Consider the following 19,874-nt stretch of genomic DNA (forward strand, 5'->3'; position numbering starts at 1 on the left):
CTCCTTTCCTTGTATATATTTAGTTGAATCCCACTTTTTGCTGTGCTTTTTTATAGACAAGAAGTGATATCTTTCTACCTGTAATTCCTGGTAAATTGATGACACTCCCTACTAAACTAAGGCGCATACGAAAATTAATCCATAAGTTATACTTTCGGATTGAACGCCAAAGCATTTTCTTTTTATTAATCGCTTCTTTTGTACCGATTTTTAATAACAATACTGAAGAAACGGTAGTGATAATCGTAAGATAGTGAAGCATATACTTTTGTCGTTTTCGACCTTTGATTTTTGTTAAATCTGTGCTATACAGCATTAAATTATTTACCAATAATTGCTGATCAATGCGGCGAATCATATTCTTTTCATTAACGGATTGTTCATCTCGCCCTATAAAATAATGGTAAACACAGATACTCATATAATAGATCGTTTCCACATATGGAAGCGGCATATAGACAAATATATTATCCACATAAAAAGTATGCTCCGGAAGTTTCAGTTCACAAGTAATAAGCACACTACGTCTATATATTACTGAATGCATCAAGATGTACTTCCCAGCTCTAAAGCGACCGATTTCATCCCAAGATACGATTTCGTTTTCTGGAACGATACCACGATAATGCATGATTTTCTTTTTACTCTCGCCCAACTTATCATAGACAAAATCACAAAGAAACATATCTACATCTTGACCAGCTTCGGTAAACTCTTTAAGCTTTGAAACAACTGACTTTAAAGCTTCTGGATTTACCCAGTCGTCACTATCAACTACTTTTATATATTTTCCGGAAGCACTTGCGATACCTGTGTTTACAGCACCGCCGTGTCCTAGATTTTTTTGATGAATTACTTTAACTTTTTCAGGATAATTTTCTTCAAAACGATCGGCAATCAAACCTGTTCCATCTGTAGAACCATCGTTGACGATTAGGATCTCAATACCTTCACCACTCTCAAGCAAAGTAGTGATACAGTTTGATAAATACTGCTCCGTATTATAACTCGGTACGACAACAGATAAAATATTCATTTGTTCTCCTTTCAAACCTGCATGTGAGGTTATAATATCATAGAATTTTTTTTATAATTGTACGATTGCGTAAACTGTCATTTTCATTTCACAATATGCAAAACATTTGTTAAGGTATAACGAGTTGCGATTTAATTTAATGTTGATGCGGCTTCATATAGTTAATCATGTCTTAAGTTAGTTTAGTTGTGTCTTAAAAAAAAGCTGGAATCTATCATTCCAGCTTCCGTACTTGTTCTTCATTTACATGTTTAAGTGCAAGTTCAATTATTTTATCCATATCATAATACTTATAATCTGCAAGTCTTCCGCCAAATATTGTATCAGGTAGTGCGTCTGCTAACGCCTTATATTTTTTGTAGATTTCATCATTTTTAGCATCATTAACTGGATAATACGGTTCCATCCCAGGCTGCCATTCTTCACTATATTCTCTACTGATTACCGTACTGGGCTGTGTTCCAAATTCAAAGTGCTTATGTTCAATGATTCGTGTATATGGCACGATTTCGTCAGTATAGTTGATGACTGCATTTCCTTGATAATTTGGGATGTTCAAGATTTCAGTTTCAAATCTCACACTTCTGTATGCTAGAGGTCCATAACAATAATCAAAGTACGCATCAATGGCACCAGTGTATACTATTTTTCGTCCTATTTGATTCCATTTTTCACGATTATCTAGATAATCAGTACCAAGTTTTACATCTATACCGTCTAGCATTTTACTTATAATTTTAGTATATCCACCTATCGGGATTCCTTGATAACGATCTGAAAAGTAGTTGTTGTCATAAGTATACCTCACAGGCAAACGTCTTATAATAAATGCAGGTAACTCGTCACAAGGCCGCCCCCATTGTTTCTGAGTATAACCTTTAATGAGCCTTTCATAAACATCTCTTCCAACCAGACTAATCGCTTGTTCTTCGAGATTTTTCGGCTCATCTTTAATTTCTTTTCTTTGCTCCGAGATGATGGCATCAACTTCTGCTGGAGTTGCCTTTCCCCACATCTTGTAGAAAGTATTCATATTAAACGGCAAATTATAAAGTGTTCCCTGATAATTCGCTAAAGGACTGTTGATAAATGAGTTGAATTCAGCAAATTGACTGATATACTCCCACGTCTCCTTAACACTGGTATGGAATATATGTGCACCGTATTTATGAACATTTATGCCTTCAACTTCTTCAGTATAGATGTTTCCAGCAATATGCCCCCTCTTTTCTAAAACAAGACACTTTTTCCCAATTTTTTTCATCTCATATGCAAATATAGCACCATATAGGCCACTGCCTACAATTATATAGTCGTACATCGTTATCCTCTTTATTCTTCACTTGGAAGTGGAATTAATATTTTCATTACAAACCAATTATTATCGGTGGATATAGACAGATTACCATTGTACCCTTCGATAGTCTTCTTAATACTTTTTATACCATAACCATGATAATGCATATCAGATTTTGTCGTTACGGGTAATCCATCTCTAAAAATAATATCTTCTTCAAAATAGTTTTCAAACCGCATCATCAAGAATCCATTTTTTGAAAAAACGGCTACACGAATGATGCGTTTTTGAAGATCATCAATTTTTTTGACACTTTCGATACAGTTGTCAATGGCATTTCCAAACACTGAACAGATGTCCATCACATACATAAAATCTAAAAGTTTGCCATTTACTACACAACTCAGCGTGATGTCATTCTCAAAACAAGTAATACCTTTTCCGGTCAGTATCGTGTCAACAACAGTATTTCCCGTATCATAGCTAGATTCATAAACTCTAATAGAATGATCTATTTCATCGAGATACTTTTCTTTAAGTACTGGATCTTGCTCATTTCTAATCTGATTGATTTGATGCTTGAAATCATGATACTTTCGATTAATGACTTCTATATTATCTTTCGAAGCCTGATATTGATCATAATGTTTATGAAGTATATCGTTGATCGCGTTAAGTTCGTGGTTGAGATTCATCTCTCTACGCTGTTCGTTCGATGCAAAAAGAATCAAAAGTCCACTTAAATCTACAAGTGTTCTTATATACAGTAGATTTGCTCTTACGTTACTATCCGTAAAAGGATTATCCATAACAAAATTGATATTATTCATGAGAAATGTTGCAATACCAATGATAAGTGCGTTAAGTAATTCTTTAAAAGTGACACCAAGCTTTCGATCTTTAAAAACTTTTCTTGCATCTACCCAAAAACCTATCGTAAAAACCAAGCTATAGACTAAGACCATAATAGCACCTGCGAGCCAAATCTTATGGGGCACTCCTACATAGAGAATCGCATAATATATCTGCCATTCAAGTGATGCAGCAAATTCAGCCAATATAAAAGCCCTAATAAATAAAAAACCAGCATCGTATTTTGAGATATCACAGACTAACCATATATATATATACATCACTGCCATGGCAGTTAACATCCCCGGAACCCAATATATCAAAGGAAGTTCACCACTAATCAGTTGAACCATCGTTAAAACAATTGGACCTAGAAGCAAAAAAAGATAGTGCTTAAATCCAGTATATCTCTTTTTTAGTGGCATAATATAGATCAAACACGCTAGTGATTCAGCAATAGACGTAAAAAGCCTTGGGATTTCAAGATATTGATCAACCATTATATATATTCACCTCCAATATACTCAGCAAGTGCATTCATAAAATTCTTCTTTTTTGAGCGACTTATTACAAGTTCAGCACCGCCAACAACCACACAATCTTTCTCTATTGACTCAACATGTTTTAAACTGACCAAAAAACAGCTATTGCACCGTGCAAAGTGAAAATTCTTAACTAACTGCTCTAGATTAGAAAGTGAATTATAGATAGATATCGTTTCATCTTCAAGGTGAATATATACTTTATGCTCAATACTTTCCATGTAGCAAATTTTAGTGATATCAAGCCTTATAATCTCACTATTAACAGTTACAAGTAAAAAAGCACTTTTACTTAGTGCAATTCTATTAACCGCTTTATCTAGCTGTTGTACAAAATCTACATAAACAATGGGTTTTACAACATAACTCAGCGCATCAACCTTGTATCCTTGTATTGCGTAGCCTGACATATTGGTTACAAAGATAATGATAACGTTTTTATCAACGGCTCTAATTCTCTCAGCTGCGGTTAATCCATCCATTTTTTCCATCTGAATGTCCATAAAAATAATGTCATATAGACCGTTATACTGCTCAACGATGTCAAAAGCATCAGAATAAATTGAAATATAAAACTTCTCTTTTTTTTCTTTCTCATATTCTTTTATATATTGCTTCAATTTATTTTGAATGATCACATCATCATCAACAATTGCCACTCTGATCAAAGTTTTCCTCCACAGGTTATTAATAATTGTCTTTTGCCTATTATATCACCGTTTACTTCAGTTGGGCAAACGCATAAAAAGACTGTTATGCTGACAAAATATCAGCATAACAGTCTAGGGGGATTATATAATTATTTTCCTGTATTTGTAGGTGTTACAAGTGGTGCAACGCCATATTTAGCAGTACGTGCATCATCAATTACACCAGCCCAGTTTAAACCAAATGCAAAGTCATAGATATTGCCTTCGCTATCTGTGTATGAAACCATATCTCTTGGTACATCTTCAAATTGTTGTTCAACTGTTTCCATATCTTTAGGGAACTGAACTGGTAACAAACCAGATGGTTCATATTTTCCAGCTGCAACTTCTAATAACGCTTTATCTTTTATACCAAAGCCTACGATAATTGCATCAACATCATTCTCAAATTCAGATACAATTACAGGTCTTTGAGCGCGAATAGCAACTATTGTTTTAGCACTTTCTGGCATATTCGCCGCTGCATATTCAATCGCATCTAAATCTGTCGCATTTGTGATAATTGCATCTTTGCCGAAGTATGAACGATTTTCTTTAACTTCAACAGTTTGCGTACCATATACTGAATCTTGTTTTTCTTCGATCATAGAACCAGATATTGATTCTTTACGAACAAATTCTGAATCAGCAGTATATTTACCATATTGTAACGTCATCGGTACATATGATTGTGTTGCAGGATCAAAACCATAACCAGCGAACATACTACCTGCATTCATCGGTCCATCAACCACAGCAAGTGAGAAATCACAACCTGCAAGTTCTTTTGCAGATGCACGTTTGATGTCTGCATAAGCAATTGTTGCATTACCGTCTGCATCTGCTTCACCAGTAAGTGTCGCATTTACAGTATCTGTAACTACATTGAAATATTCACTAGCAACTTCTAGGTCAACTGGTAAGAACCATTTAGCAGGTGTTGGTGCTCCAAAATCAGAAGCTGCTGCTGGTCTATAAAGCATTGGAATATAAACTGTTGGTTTTTCGCCTTCAGTTGCAGCCTTTATCGTATTGTCTTTGTTTTTAAGCATAACTACTGATTTAAGTGCTGCATCAAAACCTTTAGCATTTAATGCGTCACTGCCAACCACTTCTTTTGTTTCATCTACATCAATGTAAGCATTATCAAATAAGTTTACGTTGAAAATATTTTTTAAAAGTCTTACAGCAGACTCTTCAAATCTTGCTCTCATCGCTTCTTCACCAATATCAGCTACACCGATATCATATGCTTCTAGAATTTCTACATTGCTGTTATGTCCACCAAACTGATCAACGCCTACTGTTAAAACTCTGTAGACACGTTCAGCTTTTGTCATATCCTCAGCACCCCATGATGTGTGGATAAACTCTTCTGGGTCATTGATAACACCCCAGTCAGTACAAATTACACCTTCATAGCCATATTGTCCACGAAGTAAATCTTTAATTTTATATTCACTATATGCACTACCTATCAATTCGCCATAAGCTTCGTCTTCATCATAGGCAATTGAATAAGAAGACATAATTGATGATGCTTCTCCAGTTTTTCCTTCAAGCTTAAGACCACCATCTACGAAAGGAATCAAGCTCGTTTCAAATTGACCACCTGGATAAACTGCACTGTTACCTACTAAAGCATGACTTTCACGTCCACCTTCAGCAGCACCATCTCCCGGCCAGTGTTTGATCATAGCATTCATACTATCTTTTCCCCAACCAAGATCGTTACCACTTGCATCGTATGAAGATTGAATACCATCTACATATGATGCAGTCATATCTCTAGAAAGCGCTGGATCTTCACCAAACGTTCCTTGAATACGAACCCATCTTGCTTCACTTGCCAAATCAATTTGTGGTCCTAATAGCGTACCAATACCGATTAATCTGTATTCTTGAGAAATCGTCATTGCAGAATCTTTTGCAACTTGTGGATCAAAAGTTGCTGCAAGTGCAAGATTGGATGGCCAAGCTGATATACCAACATCTCTTGGATCAGAACTTGTATTTACAGGTATACCAAAAGGTGTTTTCTCTGCATAAACTTGCATTGCATTATTCCAAAGTGCACCAGTTTCAGGCGCTGCAGCTGAAGCAGCATTTAGAACTGAACGTCCACCTGCATCTAAAAATGCAAGTTGAGCTTCATCTAATGTTTCACCAATTGCAAAGACATGTGCACTATATAGCATCAAACCAGCAATGTTTTCAACTGGTAAAATACTAGCAAGATTCATTGCTCTTGCTTCATCTGATTCTCGCCAGTCTTCATATTGATCAAGCATATTATTTGCATTTAAATCTTTAAATGCAAAACCATCAACTTGGATTAATTTAAGACCTGACTCTTTAGAATAACCGATTGTTTCTCCACCGTCATTGTTAACAAGTGTAAAACCAAAATCTGTATCTTCTTCAGACCATTTTACTGTTCCCGAACCCCATTCTTCAACTGGTATCGGTTCTTTCATTACAATTGCACCGTCATTTGTTTCTTCTGTTGTTTCTATACTCCCCGTAGTGCTTTCACTTGTGCTTTGCGTATCATCATTAGAGTTCTTATCTGAACATCCTACTGATAATGACAATATCATCACTAAAACCATGAGTAATGATAAACCTTTTTTAAAGCCAGACTTCATATACTTTATCCCCTTTCAAATGTCGATGGTCAAATTATATGATAGAATGTATGAATTTTTTGTTGGATTGCGTAAACGGTCGAACATAAACCATAATTTGCACTTATATCTAAAAAAAAAAAGACCTTCGCTTATCAATTACTGATTTGCTAGGGTCTATCTAATTGCATCATATATTGCCTTATCACTCAAACTTCTTAAAAAAATCCACTTCTAAAATAACATGTAGGTTCTGGCCTGCCATTTTATAGTCTAGTGCTTTCTTAACTTTCGTCCCATAATTACCATACGCCCAAAGGGGACTGCCATAAGCACCCACTAGCACGAAGTCAAGCTGCCGTGTTACTTGCGTAACAACACGTCCACCGTGCGCCAGTATAAACAGTTCGACATCTGTTTTCTCACCGTATCTAAAATCACCCGTTAAGCAAAAGCTTTTATCCTTAATCTCAAAGTGATCAGTGGTCGTCTTGAGCTGAACTGGCGTTTCTATTTGGCTATTGGTGAGATTTGATTTTAATTTATAGTATGAATTTGAGTATGAATTTCTATTAGTGTCTGTATGCTCATTTGATATTGAAACACTTTTTCCACGCATATGTGGTCTGTAAAATTCACTTACGAAGCTGTCATTATACCCGTGATGTTCCACGATGTGATAAAAAATACCTTGGCACCCTTTTGCATCAGAAAGTGCTTCATGATGTCTTTCAAGTAAAACACCTAAGGTAGCACACAGATAGTCTAAGCTATTTTTACGATATTTTAAAAAGCGGCGTGCAAGCACTACGGTACATATATAATGAAAGCATGGAACCTCTATACCATAATGTACAAGTGTCATGGTCAAAACACCAAGGTCAAACGTCGCATTGTGTGCAACGATGATGCTCTCTTCAAAATACGTCCTCACTGATGGCCATATCTCTTTAAGTGTTGGCTCATCCCTCACCATCGCAGGTGTAATCTTGGTAAGTCCTATATTGAAAGGATCAAATCTGACTTCAGGATTCACCAATATATTCGCTTCAAAGATCGTAATACCGTCTTCAACGACGACGATCCCCATGGAACTGATCCGGTCATTATTTCTATTTGGTGTTTCCACATCAAAAAAAGTAAACCTCGACATACAACTTCCCTTCACCACTTTTTCTATATTATAACACGTCTTTTTTTCTATTTTAGAATATAACTCGTTTTCTTTACAATAACACGTCCTCTATCGCTTGATTTTCAAATCCAATCAGCATATTCCCTCTAGCATCTTCAAGTTTTAACCAGACGAGTTCGTGGTCCTCTTCAATCTTTGGACGGTCAAAAGCCATCATTTCAACTTCATAGACGTGTGCATATACCTCGTAGAACTTTTGATGCTTTTTACTCCAGGTATACTCTTTATAATCTTCGATGAATTTGCCAACTTTGATGAGATGTCCTGTTTCCTCTACAAACTCTCGTTTTAGACATTCAATCAGATTTTCACCAGGGTCTAGTCCACCCCCAGGGAGACGATAACCTGATGGCACTCTCACTACTGCGATCTTTCCATCTTTTATTGCAATGCCATAAACACCTTCACGCGTTTCATAATACTTTCTTATGCGTGCACTCATCAAGTTATAAAAGTCTAAGTGTATACTCTTTTGAACTGCTGTCGGTAATCTTGGGATAATCTCATCAACAATATCAATCAGTATGATCACGCCTTTTGGTAACTCTGATGGCCCTATACTATCAAGTGCAATAGTAAACTTCTCTAGCATGCTTGGGTCAAGTTTTTCTGAGAGACGCTTCATACCAAGCTGTGCATTTTCTGCATCGTATAGATGTCTCAATACAACTGAAAGTGTCCCTGTCATATGGCTTGCTAAGCGAGAAGCCCATATAAGGTCTTCTCTTTCATAAGCAGCTTCAAATTCTAATAAATTAAATGTAAATGAATCGATATGCTCTCTGAGAACATCCTCAGTCACGGGATAACGCTGTGCTTTGTAATGGCGAAGCAAATCCTCCGGATCAAAAATAACTTTGATCTGATCCGTTGCTTTTAACGTTTCTTCCGTCACGGTGTAAAGGTCAAAGTGAAGGGCGTTTTCATATACCGCTACGATTTGAGGTGCGACAAAGTAGACTTCTTCGCTGAAAACGATTGGTCGATACTTTTCAAGATAGTCCATGCGCCGCTTTAAAAAATCTTCAAGCTGTTCCTTATGCACGAGGCAATAAAGGTCCACATCAGAATGTTTGTCGGCTTCGTCTCTTGCCAAAGATCCTTTGAGAAAAATGGCGCGAACTGCTACGTCAGACCTTAAAGCCTCAGACACCTTTCGAATCGCTTCCCACTGGTGGCTTGCAGAAGATGTAGGTTGCGAGTTAGATTGTGATTCAGAGTTAGATTGTGGTTCAGATTGTGGTTCAGATTGTGGTTCAAATTGTGATTTAGGTTGCGAATTAAATTGTGATTTTAAGTGTGATGTTGTTTTTTTCACTAGCTTCTCCTTATCGTTGAACTATTGATGATCTATTGTTGAGTATTGAACATCTAATATTCTTTGTCGATTGTCTTACAAATACATTTTTCGATTGGGTAATGCTTTGGTTTCTTCATGCCCCCATATGATGGCTTCAACTAACCCCATCATTCGTCCTAACTTCAGCGTTTCGTAGTAGGCACTTTCCATTCCTGGTTTAATGATGACACCATTTTCTCCAATGGTCACGAGTCCAATACTATCGCTAGATTTCCATCTGATAAATTTTGTTTGATCCCCGTGCTTGAATTTGAAATTATAGATGCCTAAATTAGGGATATCAATAACTAGTTTAGTTGATGGCAATTCAAAATTCGCAAGATCGTTTGCAGTATAAAATGCCAATAAAGTGGCTTTTTCATATGGTGTAAGTTTTAGTTCAATTGTTTTAGGTCCACCTGTGGTATCTGCTGTAAATGTGCCAGAAACTGTTGAAAGTTTTTCTTTTGCTGCGACGTTAAACGACGCTTCTAGCTCAAACGCATCTAGTTTAACATTTTCTCCAAATAATGCTGGAATCAAATGCTCAATGTCTTGATCACCTACTAGTTTTCCTATCTGAAGATGCGCCTCTTGTACTTTAACCAGCCAGTCAGAAGGATCTCCTACCGTAAATTCAATTTGCTTTGTTACCGCCAATTGTTTTTGGCTATAAATCCCCTCAATGCTACTGAAAAGACTATCAAACGGCTGCTTTAGCTTCGTATTTTGATGCATTAATTTTGCGGTGATTTCTTTCGCATTTGTCACTTGGTCCTGTAACTGTTCAAGTTCAACTTCATCAGCGCTATTGGCGATTTTATAAGAAAGCATATATAATTTCATGCTTTGTGAAATTTCTTCATCGTAGTTCTTTTCTTTATGTATAAATGTAACGGCTATGAGCATCACAAGCAAACTAACGAGCGTTACTGCAAATATGAACTTGGCTTTATTATTGATTTTGAAGTTTGTTTTGGGATTGATTTTGAAACTGCTTTTCGGCATGAGAACCTCCTTACATTAGGCTTATATTTTAGTATATGAAACCACTTCAAATTGATAAGAATTTGAGTTGATTAGGGGTAATACTTCTTACATTATATCAAATTAAACTAGAAACTTTACTATTTTTATACAATTTAGAACTATAGGATGATTAATCATATCCCACTCTAATGCTAATCATGCCGTTAAAATTGCAAGTTACGTTGAAAACAGCTTTTTTTTTTATAAATAATCTATACTAAAGTAAAATTGCAATGTTTTTACATAAAAAAGCAGATTGCATGTAACCATTTGGAGGGCATCATGAAAAAAACAATTATAAAAAAAATTCAATTTATTTTAGTGACCTTAGCACTCTTGTTCATCATTAATACCATTGCAAGTGGCGTAACAAACTCTCAAGTCACGCTTTCATCAACCCTCATGTCAAAAGTTTTTTTACCTATGAAATCTGAACAGCTTGCTGTTTTTACTGGTATTGAAGCCATAAACTCAGAAATAAATATGGCAGCACTTCAATCCACTCAAGAAAGCAATTCATTCATTTCACAACTTGATAGTGACATGAATGATATAACTTTAAGTTTAGACCATATGGCCGAACTCTCCAAGTTTGCCACAGAAAAGATCATGAACTCTACAATAGAAGATGCCTTTGCGCCCTTATATGAATCAGCAACACTTTACTTAAGTGATGTAAGTCAATATGCCAAAACAACTCAGCAACAAATGCCAACAAGTATTGAATCAAACAAATTAGCCTCATCATACAGCGCTCTTAAAACAGCTGAGTTAAACTATGATAAAATCATCCAGTCAAGTCTCGATCATGAAAATATCCTTATTGATCAAAGGGTCAATCGCTTAAAACTTATTAACATCGTAATGGGCATACTTTTTTTACTAGCAGGAATCGGGTCTTTTGTAGTTGTACTAAGATCTGTTAAGAAACCAATGGAACAGGCAAACGAACAAATCAAAGCGATTATTGAAAGCATCCAAAACTCTGAAGGGGATTTAACACTTCGTTTAGAAAGTAAACATGATGACGAGATTGGAATGATCATTAAAAGCATGAATATACTGTTAGATATTTTACAACATGCGATGATTTCTATCAAATCAAGTAGTCATGCGATGAAACAAAATGCAACGATCATCAATGAAAATGTTAACGAATCAAATGCATCAATTGATGTGATTTCTTCCACCATGTCTGAACTCTCAGCAAGTATGCAAGAAATTAATGCCTCCATTGAATGGATGGAAACGGGTTCCATCAATATCTTTGATCTCGCACAAGGCATCTCAGATAACTCAATCAAAAATGGTAGTGTCGTCAAAGAACTTGCTCAAAAATCAAGTGATATATATGAACAAACTGAAAAAAACCGACAACAAACAAAATCAGTTATCGGCGATATGAAAGAGCATATAGGAATTTCTCTTGAAAAAAGTCAATCCGTTAATCAAATTAGTGATTTAACCCTTGATATCATCAATATTGCTTCTCAAACCAACTTGCTTTCACTAAATGCAAGTATTGAGGCAGCTCGTGCTGGAGATGCGGGTAGAGGATTTGCTGTTGTTGCGGATGAAATTAGAAAACTTTCTGAAGGATCTCAAAACATTGCCAATCAAATTCAAAGTTTAAGTCACACCGTCATTAATTCTGTAAGCGATTTAGTGCAAATTTCTGAAGAATTAATGAAATATGTAGACAATCATATCCTTGAAGACTACAATACTTTCGTAAATGTTACTGCAAAGTATAAACATGACATTTCTGAAATTGATATTATACTCTCTCAATTTGTTAATAAATCCATAGAACTAAAAGATATATCACAGCAAATGGCGAAGGGTACTAAAGAGATTTCATATGCGGTTGATGATAGTGTAAAAGGAATTATTGATTCTACTTACAATATGAATGTCCTAAACTCAAATATGAATAAAATTAGCAATGAAAGTGAAAAAAACAAAGCTTTATCCAATCAATTAAGCGAAGAAACTGGGATTTTTAAAATCGTTGAATAGGTTCGTAATAGATGATAGACCACCATTTCTGGTGGTCTATCATAAAAATTTACCACCTTCAAAACTCCCTCCTAAACACCATCTGCCACTCCTCCCACTTCTCTTGCCCCATGCTATGATATGGCAAGCGTTCGAGCCTTTCTCTAGTGGGATGTGCTGTAAGTTCATCAAGCTGTGAGAGGTGGGCATCTGTGTCGTTGATGCCTTTTAGGACAACCTGTCTGATCCAGTAGGGTTTGTTTTGTGCTTTGAGGGTTGCTAAGGTGGCGAGTGGGTTTTTGAGGCTATGCTTGGTCAAAGTTTGATGAAGTGCTTCGTCTGTGGCTTTGATGTCGAGGATGACGAGGTCGATAGCGTCCATGAGGTTTTGCGTATCGTCACTTATGATACTGCCTGAAGTGTCAAGTGCAGTGTGTATTCCCACACTTTTTAGGGCTTTTACCAGTGGTAAAAGCCCTTTTGCTTGCAATAAGGCTTCGCCACCTGAAAAAGTGACGCCGCCTTTGTCTTTATAATAGGGTTTGTATCTTAGTACGAGTTCATAAAGGGACAGTGCACGCATCATCGTCCCTTTTCCCGCGTTAGCTAACCAAGAGTCTGCATTATGGCAGTACTGACAGCGCATGGGACAGCCTTGAAGAAAGATCACTGTTCTAAGACCCGGACCATCCAGTGCGCCTAGCGTTTCAATTTTGTAGACTTCTAATTCATAAGCATCTAATTCATAAGTTTCTAAATCATAAGCTTCTAAAGTTTCCTGAACAAGCATCTCTAAACCCTTTCATGATAGGTTCTGCTAATAACTTCTAATTGTTGTGCTTGGCTAAGTCTGTGGAAGTTGACGGCATATCCTGATACACGTATGGTGAGGTTTGGATATTTTTCAGGATGCGCCATTGCATCCATGAGTTTTTCTCTGCTGAGAACGTTGACGTTGAGATGATGGGCATTTTGAGAAAAATAGCCATCCATGATCGATACGAGATTCTCTACTTGTGTCGCTTCATCTTGTCCGATGGTTTCTGGACGAATAGAAAATGTACATGACACGCCGTCCCTGCAACAGTCAAAAGGAATCTTTGCCACTGAATTAAGCGATGCCAGTGCGCCTTTTGTTTCTCGGCCATGCATCGGGTTAGCGCCTGGTGCAAATGGTGCCCCTGCTTTTCTGCCATCAGGCGTACTCCCCGTTTTCTTACCATACACGACGTTTGATGTGATGGTGAGGATTGATAGTGTATGCTCAGCATTTCTATAAGTTGGGTGCATTTTTAGTTTTGTGATAAATCTTTGCGTTAATTCTGCTGCAAGGGTATCTACGCGGTCGTCGTCGTTGCCGTATTTTGGAAAATCCCCTTCAACTTCAAAGTCGACGATCAAACCAGTGGCATCTTTGATGGGTTTCACTTTGGCGTATTTCATGGCTGAAAGTGAATCCGCTACGACACTTAAGCCAGCGATACCAAATGCCATATAGCGGTGAATATCTGTATCATGAAGTGCCATTTGTGTTTTTTCATAGGCGTATTTATCGTGCATAAAGTGGATGATGTTCATGGTGTTGACATATTTCTCACAGATCCAGTCTAGCATCTTGTCAAATGCGAGGTTTACCGCTTCATACTCGAGTAATTCACTGGAAGGCGATAGCACGTCCTCCCCTAAACCCAATGTTTTTAAAGAAGGTGTGATTTGTTTTCCCGTGCGCTCATCTCTTCCGTCGTTGATCGCCAGTAGCAAAGTCTTGGCGAGGTTACAGCGCGCGCCGAAAAACTGCATCTCTTTGCCAATTCGCATCGCTGACACACAGCAAGCAATCCCATAATCATCGCCATATAGTGGACGCATCAAGTCGTCGTTTTCATATTGTATCGCATCGGTTTGGATGGACATCTTCGCACAGTAACGTTTAAACGGCTCTGGAAGTGCATCTGACCAAAGGACTGTCATGTTGGGTTCTGGCGCAGGTCCAAGATTTTGAAGGGTGTGTAAAAAGCGATAGGTGGTCTTTGTCACCAGCGTTCTCCCGTCAAGTCCCATACCGCCTAAGCTCTCAGTGATCCAGAGGGGATCGCCTGCAAAAAGTTCGTCGTAATCTGGAGTTCTCAGTTGTCTCGCCATGCGCAGTTTGATGATGAAATCGTCGATGAGCTCTTGTGCACTGGTCTCATCAAGGTTGCCATTTTCCAGATCACGCTGAATATAGATATCGAGGAAGGTACTCACCCTACCCAGTGACATCGCTGCACCATTTTGCTCTTTGATTGCGCCAAGGTAGCCATAGTAAGTCCACTGAATGGCTTCCCTTGCATCCATAGCAGGTCTGCCAATATCGTGACCATACGCCATAGCCATATCTTTGAGTTTGTGTAGAAAATCGATTTGCTTGTAAAGTTCTTCTATTAACCCGATGCTACCTTCGAGCATCGCTTGTTTTTCACGGTATTTTTTATCGCTTTGTTTCTCCTGAATCAATCGGTCGATACCATAAAGTGCAATTCTTCGGTAATCTCCAATGATGCGACCTCTGCCGTAAGCGTCAGGTAGTCCAGTGAGGATTCCCGCTGAACGCAGTTCCTTGATTTCGTCAGAGTACACCCTAAACACCCCGTCGTTGTGTGTGGTTTTATAGGCGAAGTGTTCTTCAACTTGCTTAGAGAGTTTGTACCCATAGGCTTCACACGCCTGTCTCGCCATACGTATGCCACCAAAAGGGTTGACGCCACGTTTAAGCGGTGCATCGGTTTGAAGTCCTACGATCAGTTCGTTCTCTTTGTCTATATAGCCCGGTTCATAGGTGAGTAGCGATGAAACGCGCTCTGTGTCTATGTCCAGTACGCCACCTGCCTTGTGTTCTTCCTTCATCAGATCAAGTACTTGCTGCCAAATGGCGTGTGTACGGTCAGTTGGCGATGCCAAGAAGGATTCATCCCCTTCGTAAGGCTGATAGTTCGCCATGATAAACGCCCTTACGTCTATCGCTGATTGATCCAAATCTGATGTTTGTTTGCTTTTTTGATTCATGTCACATTTCCTCCTATTGTGTAATTGGAAACGCTCTATGTCGAATTTGAGGCTTTAGACAAATAAGAAAAATCTTCGGGCTTCGAGCCCTCAGATTTTGTCACAAAGTAGTTGTGACTAAATTAAAGCCAACACATCCTGAGCGTAAGTGCCCAGGCGGTCGGCTAATAGTCTATTTCACTCAATCCCCCGTGGTAAGCCCCACATATTCCGCCAGTTTTGAGTAGACATGGTTACATTTAATTTGTGTTTATTATAAACGAGAATGCAGTGTGTGTAAATAAGAAAGTTTAAATTTGTTAAAAACACCTTCAACTTTCTTCATCCTAAGCCGAATAATAAGTCGCTTGCGCATTGAACATCCGTTCATACTGTGAGCCTTCTTGTATGATCAACTCATCATGTGAACCAACCTCGATAATCCGACCTTTATCAAACACCAATATACGGTCGCAAAACCGGCAGCTTGAAAGTCTATGCGAGATGTAGATCGCCGTTTTGTTTTGAACCATTTGGTCAAACCGGCAATAGACATCGTGTTCAGCGATCGGGTCAAGTGCTGCAGTTGGTTCATCCAGTACGACGATTGGCGCATCTTTACAAAGTGCTCTGGCAATGGCTACCTTCTGCGCCTGACCACCTGAAAGCTTTGTAGCACCTCTGTCAAATCGCTTATCAAGAGTTGTCTTTAGCCCGTTAGGCAACGCTGCGATATCACTGGCAACGCCTACTTTTTCCAAAATCCCGTAGATCTCTCGTTCGGCACCTTCAGCAGCGGCAGCATTTTTATCTCCTTCAGCACTGACAACTGACGCATCACCATTATCATCACTTTCACCGTTTTTACCGCCTGTTTCAAAATCTAGCGTATTTTTTCCTGTGATATTTTCTTCTACAGAGATTCCAAAGAGTCTGTAGTCTTGGAAAACAGCTGCGATATTTGACATATACGCATTGTAATCCACATCATTTATATCGACACCATTAAGGGTGATTTTCCCTTCAGTCGGTTTGTAAAGCCGCGTTAAAAGCTTTACAAAGGTCGTCTTTCCCGCGCCATTTAGGCCTATAATCGAGATTTTCTCACCCGGATGAATTTTGACTGAGATATTTTTAAGGGTGAAATCTTCTGCTCTTGGATACTTAAACGATACATCGTGAAACTCAATTTCAAATAAGTTGCCATCTGGCATCGCTTGGTCACCACTGTCTTTTGAAGCGGGTATCTTCTCGTATTCCACTAAAAGCTCAAGCTGTCTACAGAGTCGGTTGACTTCGATGATGCCACTTACAAAGTTGTTCATGCTCTGGCTATACTTGCCTATGGTGCCAGCGTACATCATAAAGTTACCGATGGTTACAGTGCCACCTACTGCTTTCGCAGCCAGCAAAATATAGATGATCACGGTTTGAATCTGTACATTGACACTTACCAGTCCATCAAGACGACTAATCGTGCCATAAATTTTGAGATATTCATCATATGTGGCGAGGTTCACACGGTTCATTTTATCGATAATCATCTTTGGCATGTTGTATAGACGTATGTCTTTTGCCAGTTCCTGATCGCCAGACTGGTTGATATAATAGACAAACGCACGATTGGCATTCACTGTGTTTGTAGATTCACGGTAGTAGTATTTCTGAATTTTTTTGAAAAGAAAACTATTGATCATGACAACGCCGATTAAAAGCAAAAGTACCCATGGGCTAAATGTCCATATGATTGCAGATAAACTCACAATCAATATCATTTCATTGGCAATTTTTGATAGACCTTCTACCATACCGTACATCAATCCATGGTTCCTAACGGCGAAAAGCGCACGTTCCTTGAGATTCAAAATCTCAGGGTCTTCTACATTTTCAAAATCAATCTCTACCGTTTTTTTAGCAATATGTCTTTCAAACGCATTGTTAAATTTATAAGTTAATAAATCAGTTTTAGACTTTAATACCTTCTCAGTTACGCCGACGACAAAATTACCCAGTGCAATAATCGCTATGAGGAGCACTAAGCGATCGGTGCGCTGTAGTCCCATCAGCTCATCAACGATTAATTTTGGCCCCATGATAAAAAGAAGTGGTCTGATGGTTTTCATCAACGATTGCACTAGCAAGGTTGGCAGATAAGCCGGTGTCAATTTATGCATCAAGCGGATAAAATACTTGATGACCTCCTGATTGCTATTTAAAAATTCTCGCTTATCCATCAGGCAGTCACCTCCACTTTTTGATCTTGGTAGTACTGGGCTTGTGTGTTGAACATATGGGCATACTTGCCATTCAAAGCAAGTAGTTCATAGTGTGTGCCATATTCTTCGATTTTACCATTTTCAAAATAAGCGACTTTATCACAAAACTTCGTACTGGATAAACGGTGTGAGATAAAGATCGCGGTTCTGCCATCGATCATGTCACCGAAGCTTTCATAGATATCCTTCTCTGCGATAGGATCAAGTGCAGCAGTTGGTTCATCTAGGATCACTATTGGCCCGTTTTTATAAAGCGCTCTTGCAAGTGCAAGTTTTTGGTTCTCGCCACCTGAGAGTTCAAGACCATCATCTTCAATTATTTTAAGGAGTGGTGTATCCAGCTTTCTACCCAGGCTGTTGACTTTATCACCAAGCCCAGCTCTCTGAACTGCATCCCAAACCCTATTCGTATCATAGGTTTCAGAAGCGGCAACATTTTCTGAGATACTAGCTGCTACCGGTTTGATTTCCTGATAGACCACTGAAAACAGTTTGTAGTGTTCAGTGAGTGGTATCGTCGAGATATCCGTGCCTTCTATGGTGATTTTGCCTTCAGTTGGCCGGTATAACCCTGTCAAAAGCTTAATCAGACTCGTCTTCCCTGCCCCGTTGACACCCACAACTGCCAGTTTTTGCCCAGCAGGGATATCAAGTGACAGTGACTCAAAGATTTTTTTCTCTGTCCCTGGGTAAGCGAAATCGACGTTGTCAAAATGTATAGCCAATCGGTTACCACTTGGGAGTGGCGATGGCTCGCCTAGAATTTTTTCATTTTCAATTTCCATAAAATCTAGGTAATCATCAACATACCTAGCAGCAAGTCTAAACTCTGTGAAATTTCTCATGAGTTCTAGCATCCACACTGCAAACCCATTGATAGTCGTTGCGTACAGGATAAAACTACCAAACGACATCTTGCCGCTTAAGACCATATAGGTGATGTAGGCATAGACGATTCCATCCCTGATCAGTACAAGTACTGTATCTATGAGTTCTACTTTCAGGCTCTTTGTATTGATTTCCTTTTGAACACCTTCCGTTCTTTTGTTAAGGCGCTCCATTTTATCCAGAAGCATGGTCTTTAATTGGTAGATTCTCGTGTCCTTACCAAATTCAAAATCGGTTAAAACATTCCCTATGTATCTTGATTTTCTCTCATATGGGCGTATGTCATCCTCTCTTGAGTATCTATATTTGTCAGATTTGCTCTTAAGGCGATAAATGATTACCACACTGATCAACAGGTAGACAAGTACCACAGGATGTAAGCTTAAAATGATCCCTATATAACCGATGAAGCCAATCATATACCCTAAAAGTGAAAAGGACTGTTTCATTACACCACCTAATCCGTGATTAGGGTTGCCAGTATTTCTAGTTGCTCGGTTTAGTAAATTCTGAGTATCCGCATTCTCTGCATGATGATAATCGAGGTTCATCGCCTTATCATGTAGCTCTAGACCAAAAAGCATGCGAATTCTCGCCATTTTCATACGGAATACTCCGATACACGCTTCCTTTGTAAAATGGACTGCCGCAGTGATGATCAGCGTTACAGCAAGTACAGTTATGATCCAATCCATCCTTGCACTACCCTGTAACTCATCAATGATCAGCTTCGGTACAACGATCCAGATGAAAGGTGCAATCGCCACTGCGACAGTGTTAAGTGCCAGCACCGTTATGGATTCAGGTAACCATTTACGCATGTGCTGATAGACAAAAAACACATTGCGCATCAGTGGTCTTTTCTTGACTTTTTCTGCGTCATTTTCTTTCTCTTTTTTTCGGCGCATATTTCCCCCATATACTTTATTTTGTTTAAGTCAGATACACTTATTTTATCACAACACTTATTTCAAAAGTGGCTGTCATTAAAAATTAATATTGTCACAATATTCAATAAAATCCATATGAGGGCATAAAAAAACACCTGCTCATCTTTTTAACAAGATGCGCAGGTGTTCACA

13 protein-coding genes and 1 riboswitch are annotated in these 19,874 nt (G+C 38.4%); of the genes, 1 reads left to right on the forward strand and 12 read right to left on the reverse strand.

The features are described from left to right. Positions 1–19: 19 nt before the first annotated feature. The 8 genes from QE109_RS02590 to QE109_RS02625 form a co-directional block, all read right to left on the reverse strand. Entirely contained in the window at positions 20–1,036 is a 1,017-nt protein-coding gene (locus tag QE109_RS02590; RefSeq protein ID WP_281092816.1) for a glycosyltransferase family 2 protein, read from the reverse strand. A gap of 214 nt (positions 1,037–1,250) precedes the next feature. Further along, the gene (gene glf, locus QE109_RS02595) at positions 1,251–2,357 is read right to left on the reverse strand and encodes a UDP-galactopyranose mutase (RefSeq protein ID WP_425365102.1); all 1,107 of its coding nucleotides are present in this window, start codon (positions 2,355–2,357) and stop codon (positions 1,251–1,253) included. An 11-nt stretch (positions 2,358–2,368) separates the two neighbouring features. Next, on the reverse strand, positions 2,369–3,685 hold the full coding sequence (locus tag QE109_RS02600; protein WP_281092817.1) for a GHKL domain-containing protein: 1,317 nt from the start codon (positions 3,683–3,685) through the stop codon (positions 2,369–2,371). Next, positions 3,685–4,386: a LytR/AlgR family response regulator transcription factor gene (locus tag QE109_RS02605; protein ID WP_281092983.1), complete on the reverse strand. Its 702-nt coding sequence runs from the start codon at positions 4,384–4,386 to the stop codon at positions 3,685–3,687. Before QE109_RS02605 ends, QE109_RS02600 begins: the two co-directional genes overlap by 1 nt. Before the next feature lie 140 nt (positions 4,387–4,526). After that, positions 4,527–7,064, reverse strand: a complete 2,538-nt coding sequence (locus tag QE109_RS02610) for a glycoside hydrolase family 3 protein (RefSeq protein ID WP_281092818.1) — start codon at positions 7,062–7,064, stop codon at positions 4,527–4,529. 184 nt (positions 7,065–7,248) lie between these two features. Next, positions 7,249–8,196, reverse strand: coding sequence for an exonuclease domain-containing protein (locus QE109_RS02615; protein ID WP_281092819.1), 948 nt, complete (start codon positions 8,194–8,196; stop codon positions 7,249–7,251). 73 nt (positions 8,197–8,269) lie between these two features. After that, entirely contained in the window at positions 8,270–9,556 is a 1,287-nt protein-coding gene (locus tag QE109_RS02620) for an NUDIX domain-containing protein (RefSeq protein WP_281092820.1), read from the reverse strand. Positions 9,557–9,631: 75 nt separating this feature from the next. Next, positions 9,632–10,585: a hypothetical protein gene (locus QE109_RS02625; RefSeq protein WP_281092821.1), complete on the reverse strand. Its 954-nt coding sequence runs from the start codon at positions 10,583–10,585 to the stop codon at positions 9,632–9,634. 303 nt (positions 10,586–10,888) lie between these two features. On the opposite strand from QE109_RS02625, the gene QE109_RS02630 reads away from it, so the two are divergent. Next, positions 10,889–12,625, forward strand: a complete 1,737-nt coding sequence (locus QE109_RS02630; RefSeq protein WP_281092822.1) for a methyl-accepting chemotaxis protein — start codon at positions 10,889–10,891, stop codon at positions 12,623–12,625. A 58-nt stretch (positions 12,626–12,683) separates the two neighbouring features. On the opposite strand, the gene QE109_RS02635 is transcribed toward QE109_RS02630, so the two are convergent. The 4 genes from QE109_RS02635 to QE109_RS02650 form a co-directional block, all read right to left on the reverse strand. Beyond that, complete coding sequence (locus QE109_RS02635) at positions 12,684–13,394, reverse strand: radical SAM protein (RefSeq protein ID WP_281092823.1); 711 nt, start codon at positions 13,392–13,394, stop codon at positions 12,684–12,686. Positions 13,395–13,396: 2 nt separating this feature from the next. Further along, on the reverse strand, positions 13,397–15,649 hold the full coding sequence (gene pflB, locus QE109_RS02640; protein ID WP_281092824.1) for a formate C-acetyltransferase: 2,253 nt from the start codon (positions 15,647–15,649) through the stop codon (positions 13,397–13,399). Positions 15,650–15,792: 143 nt separating this feature from the next. After that, a riboswitch (ZMP/ZTP riboswitch) is annotated at positions 15,793–15,880 on the reverse strand. Positions 15,881–15,975: 95 nt separating this feature from the next. Further along, positions 15,976–17,862, reverse strand: coding sequence for an ABC transporter ATP-binding protein (locus tag QE109_RS02645; RefSeq protein ID WP_281092825.1), 1,887 nt, complete (start codon positions 17,860–17,862; stop codon positions 15,976–15,978). Further along, positions 17,862–19,700, reverse strand: a complete 1,839-nt coding sequence (locus QE109_RS02650; RefSeq protein ID WP_281092826.1) for an ABC transporter ATP-binding protein — start codon at positions 19,698–19,700, stop codon at positions 17,862–17,864. The genes QE109_RS02645 and QE109_RS02650 overlap by 1 nt, the downstream gene beginning before the upstream one ends. Positions 19,701–19,874 lie beyond the last annotated feature (174 nt).

The organism is Fusibacter bizertensis, from assembly GCF_029914245.1.
GTDB lineage: Bacteria > Bacillota > Clostridia > Peptostreptococcales > Acidaminobacteraceae > Fusibacter_C > Fusibacter_C bizertensis.

Bases quoted from the DNA above. Each gene is read 5' to 3' on its own strand.
- QE109_RS02590 (WP_281092816.1), bottom strand. From the start codon at position 1,036: ATGAATATTTTATCTGTTGTCGTACCGAGTTATAATACGGAGCAGTAT.
- glf (WP_425365102.1), bottom strand. From the start codon at position 2,357: ATGTACGACTATATAATTGTAGGCAGTGGCCTATATGGTGCTATATTT.
- QE109_RS02600 (WP_281092817.1), bottom strand. From the start codon at position 3,685: ATGGTTGATCAATATCTTGAAATCCCAAGGCTTTTTACGTCTATTGCT.
- QE109_RS02610 (WP_281092818.1), bottom strand. From the start codon at position 7,064: ATGAAGTCTGGCTTTAAAAAAGGTTTATCATTACTCATGGTTTTAGTG.
- QE109_RS02615 (WP_281092819.1), bottom strand. From the start codon at position 8,196: ATGTCGAGGTTTACTTTTTTTGATGTGGAAACACCAAATAGAAATAAT.
- QE109_RS02625 (WP_281092821.1), bottom strand. From the start codon at position 10,585: ATGCCGAAAAGCAGTTTCAAAATCAATCCCAAAACAAACTTCAAAATC.
- QE109_RS02630 (WP_281092822.1), top strand. From the start codon at position 10,889: ATGAAAAAAACAATTATAAAAAAAATTCAATTTATTTTAGTGACCTTA.
- QE109_RS02635 (WP_281092823.1), bottom strand. From the start codon at position 13,394: ATGCTTGTTCAGGAAACTTTAGAAGCTTATGATTTAGAAACTTATGAA.
- pflB (WP_281092824.1), bottom strand. From the start codon at position 15,649: ATGAATCAAAAAAGCAAACAAACATCAGATTTGGATCAATCAGCGATA.
- QE109_RS02645 (WP_281092825.1), bottom strand. From the start codon at position 17,862: ATGGATAAGCGAGAATTTTTAAATAGCAATCAGGAGGTCATCAAGTAT.
- QE109_RS02650 (WP_281092826.1), bottom strand. From the start codon at position 19,700: ATGCGCCGAAAAAAAGAGAAAGAAAATGACGCAGAAAAAGTCAAGAAA.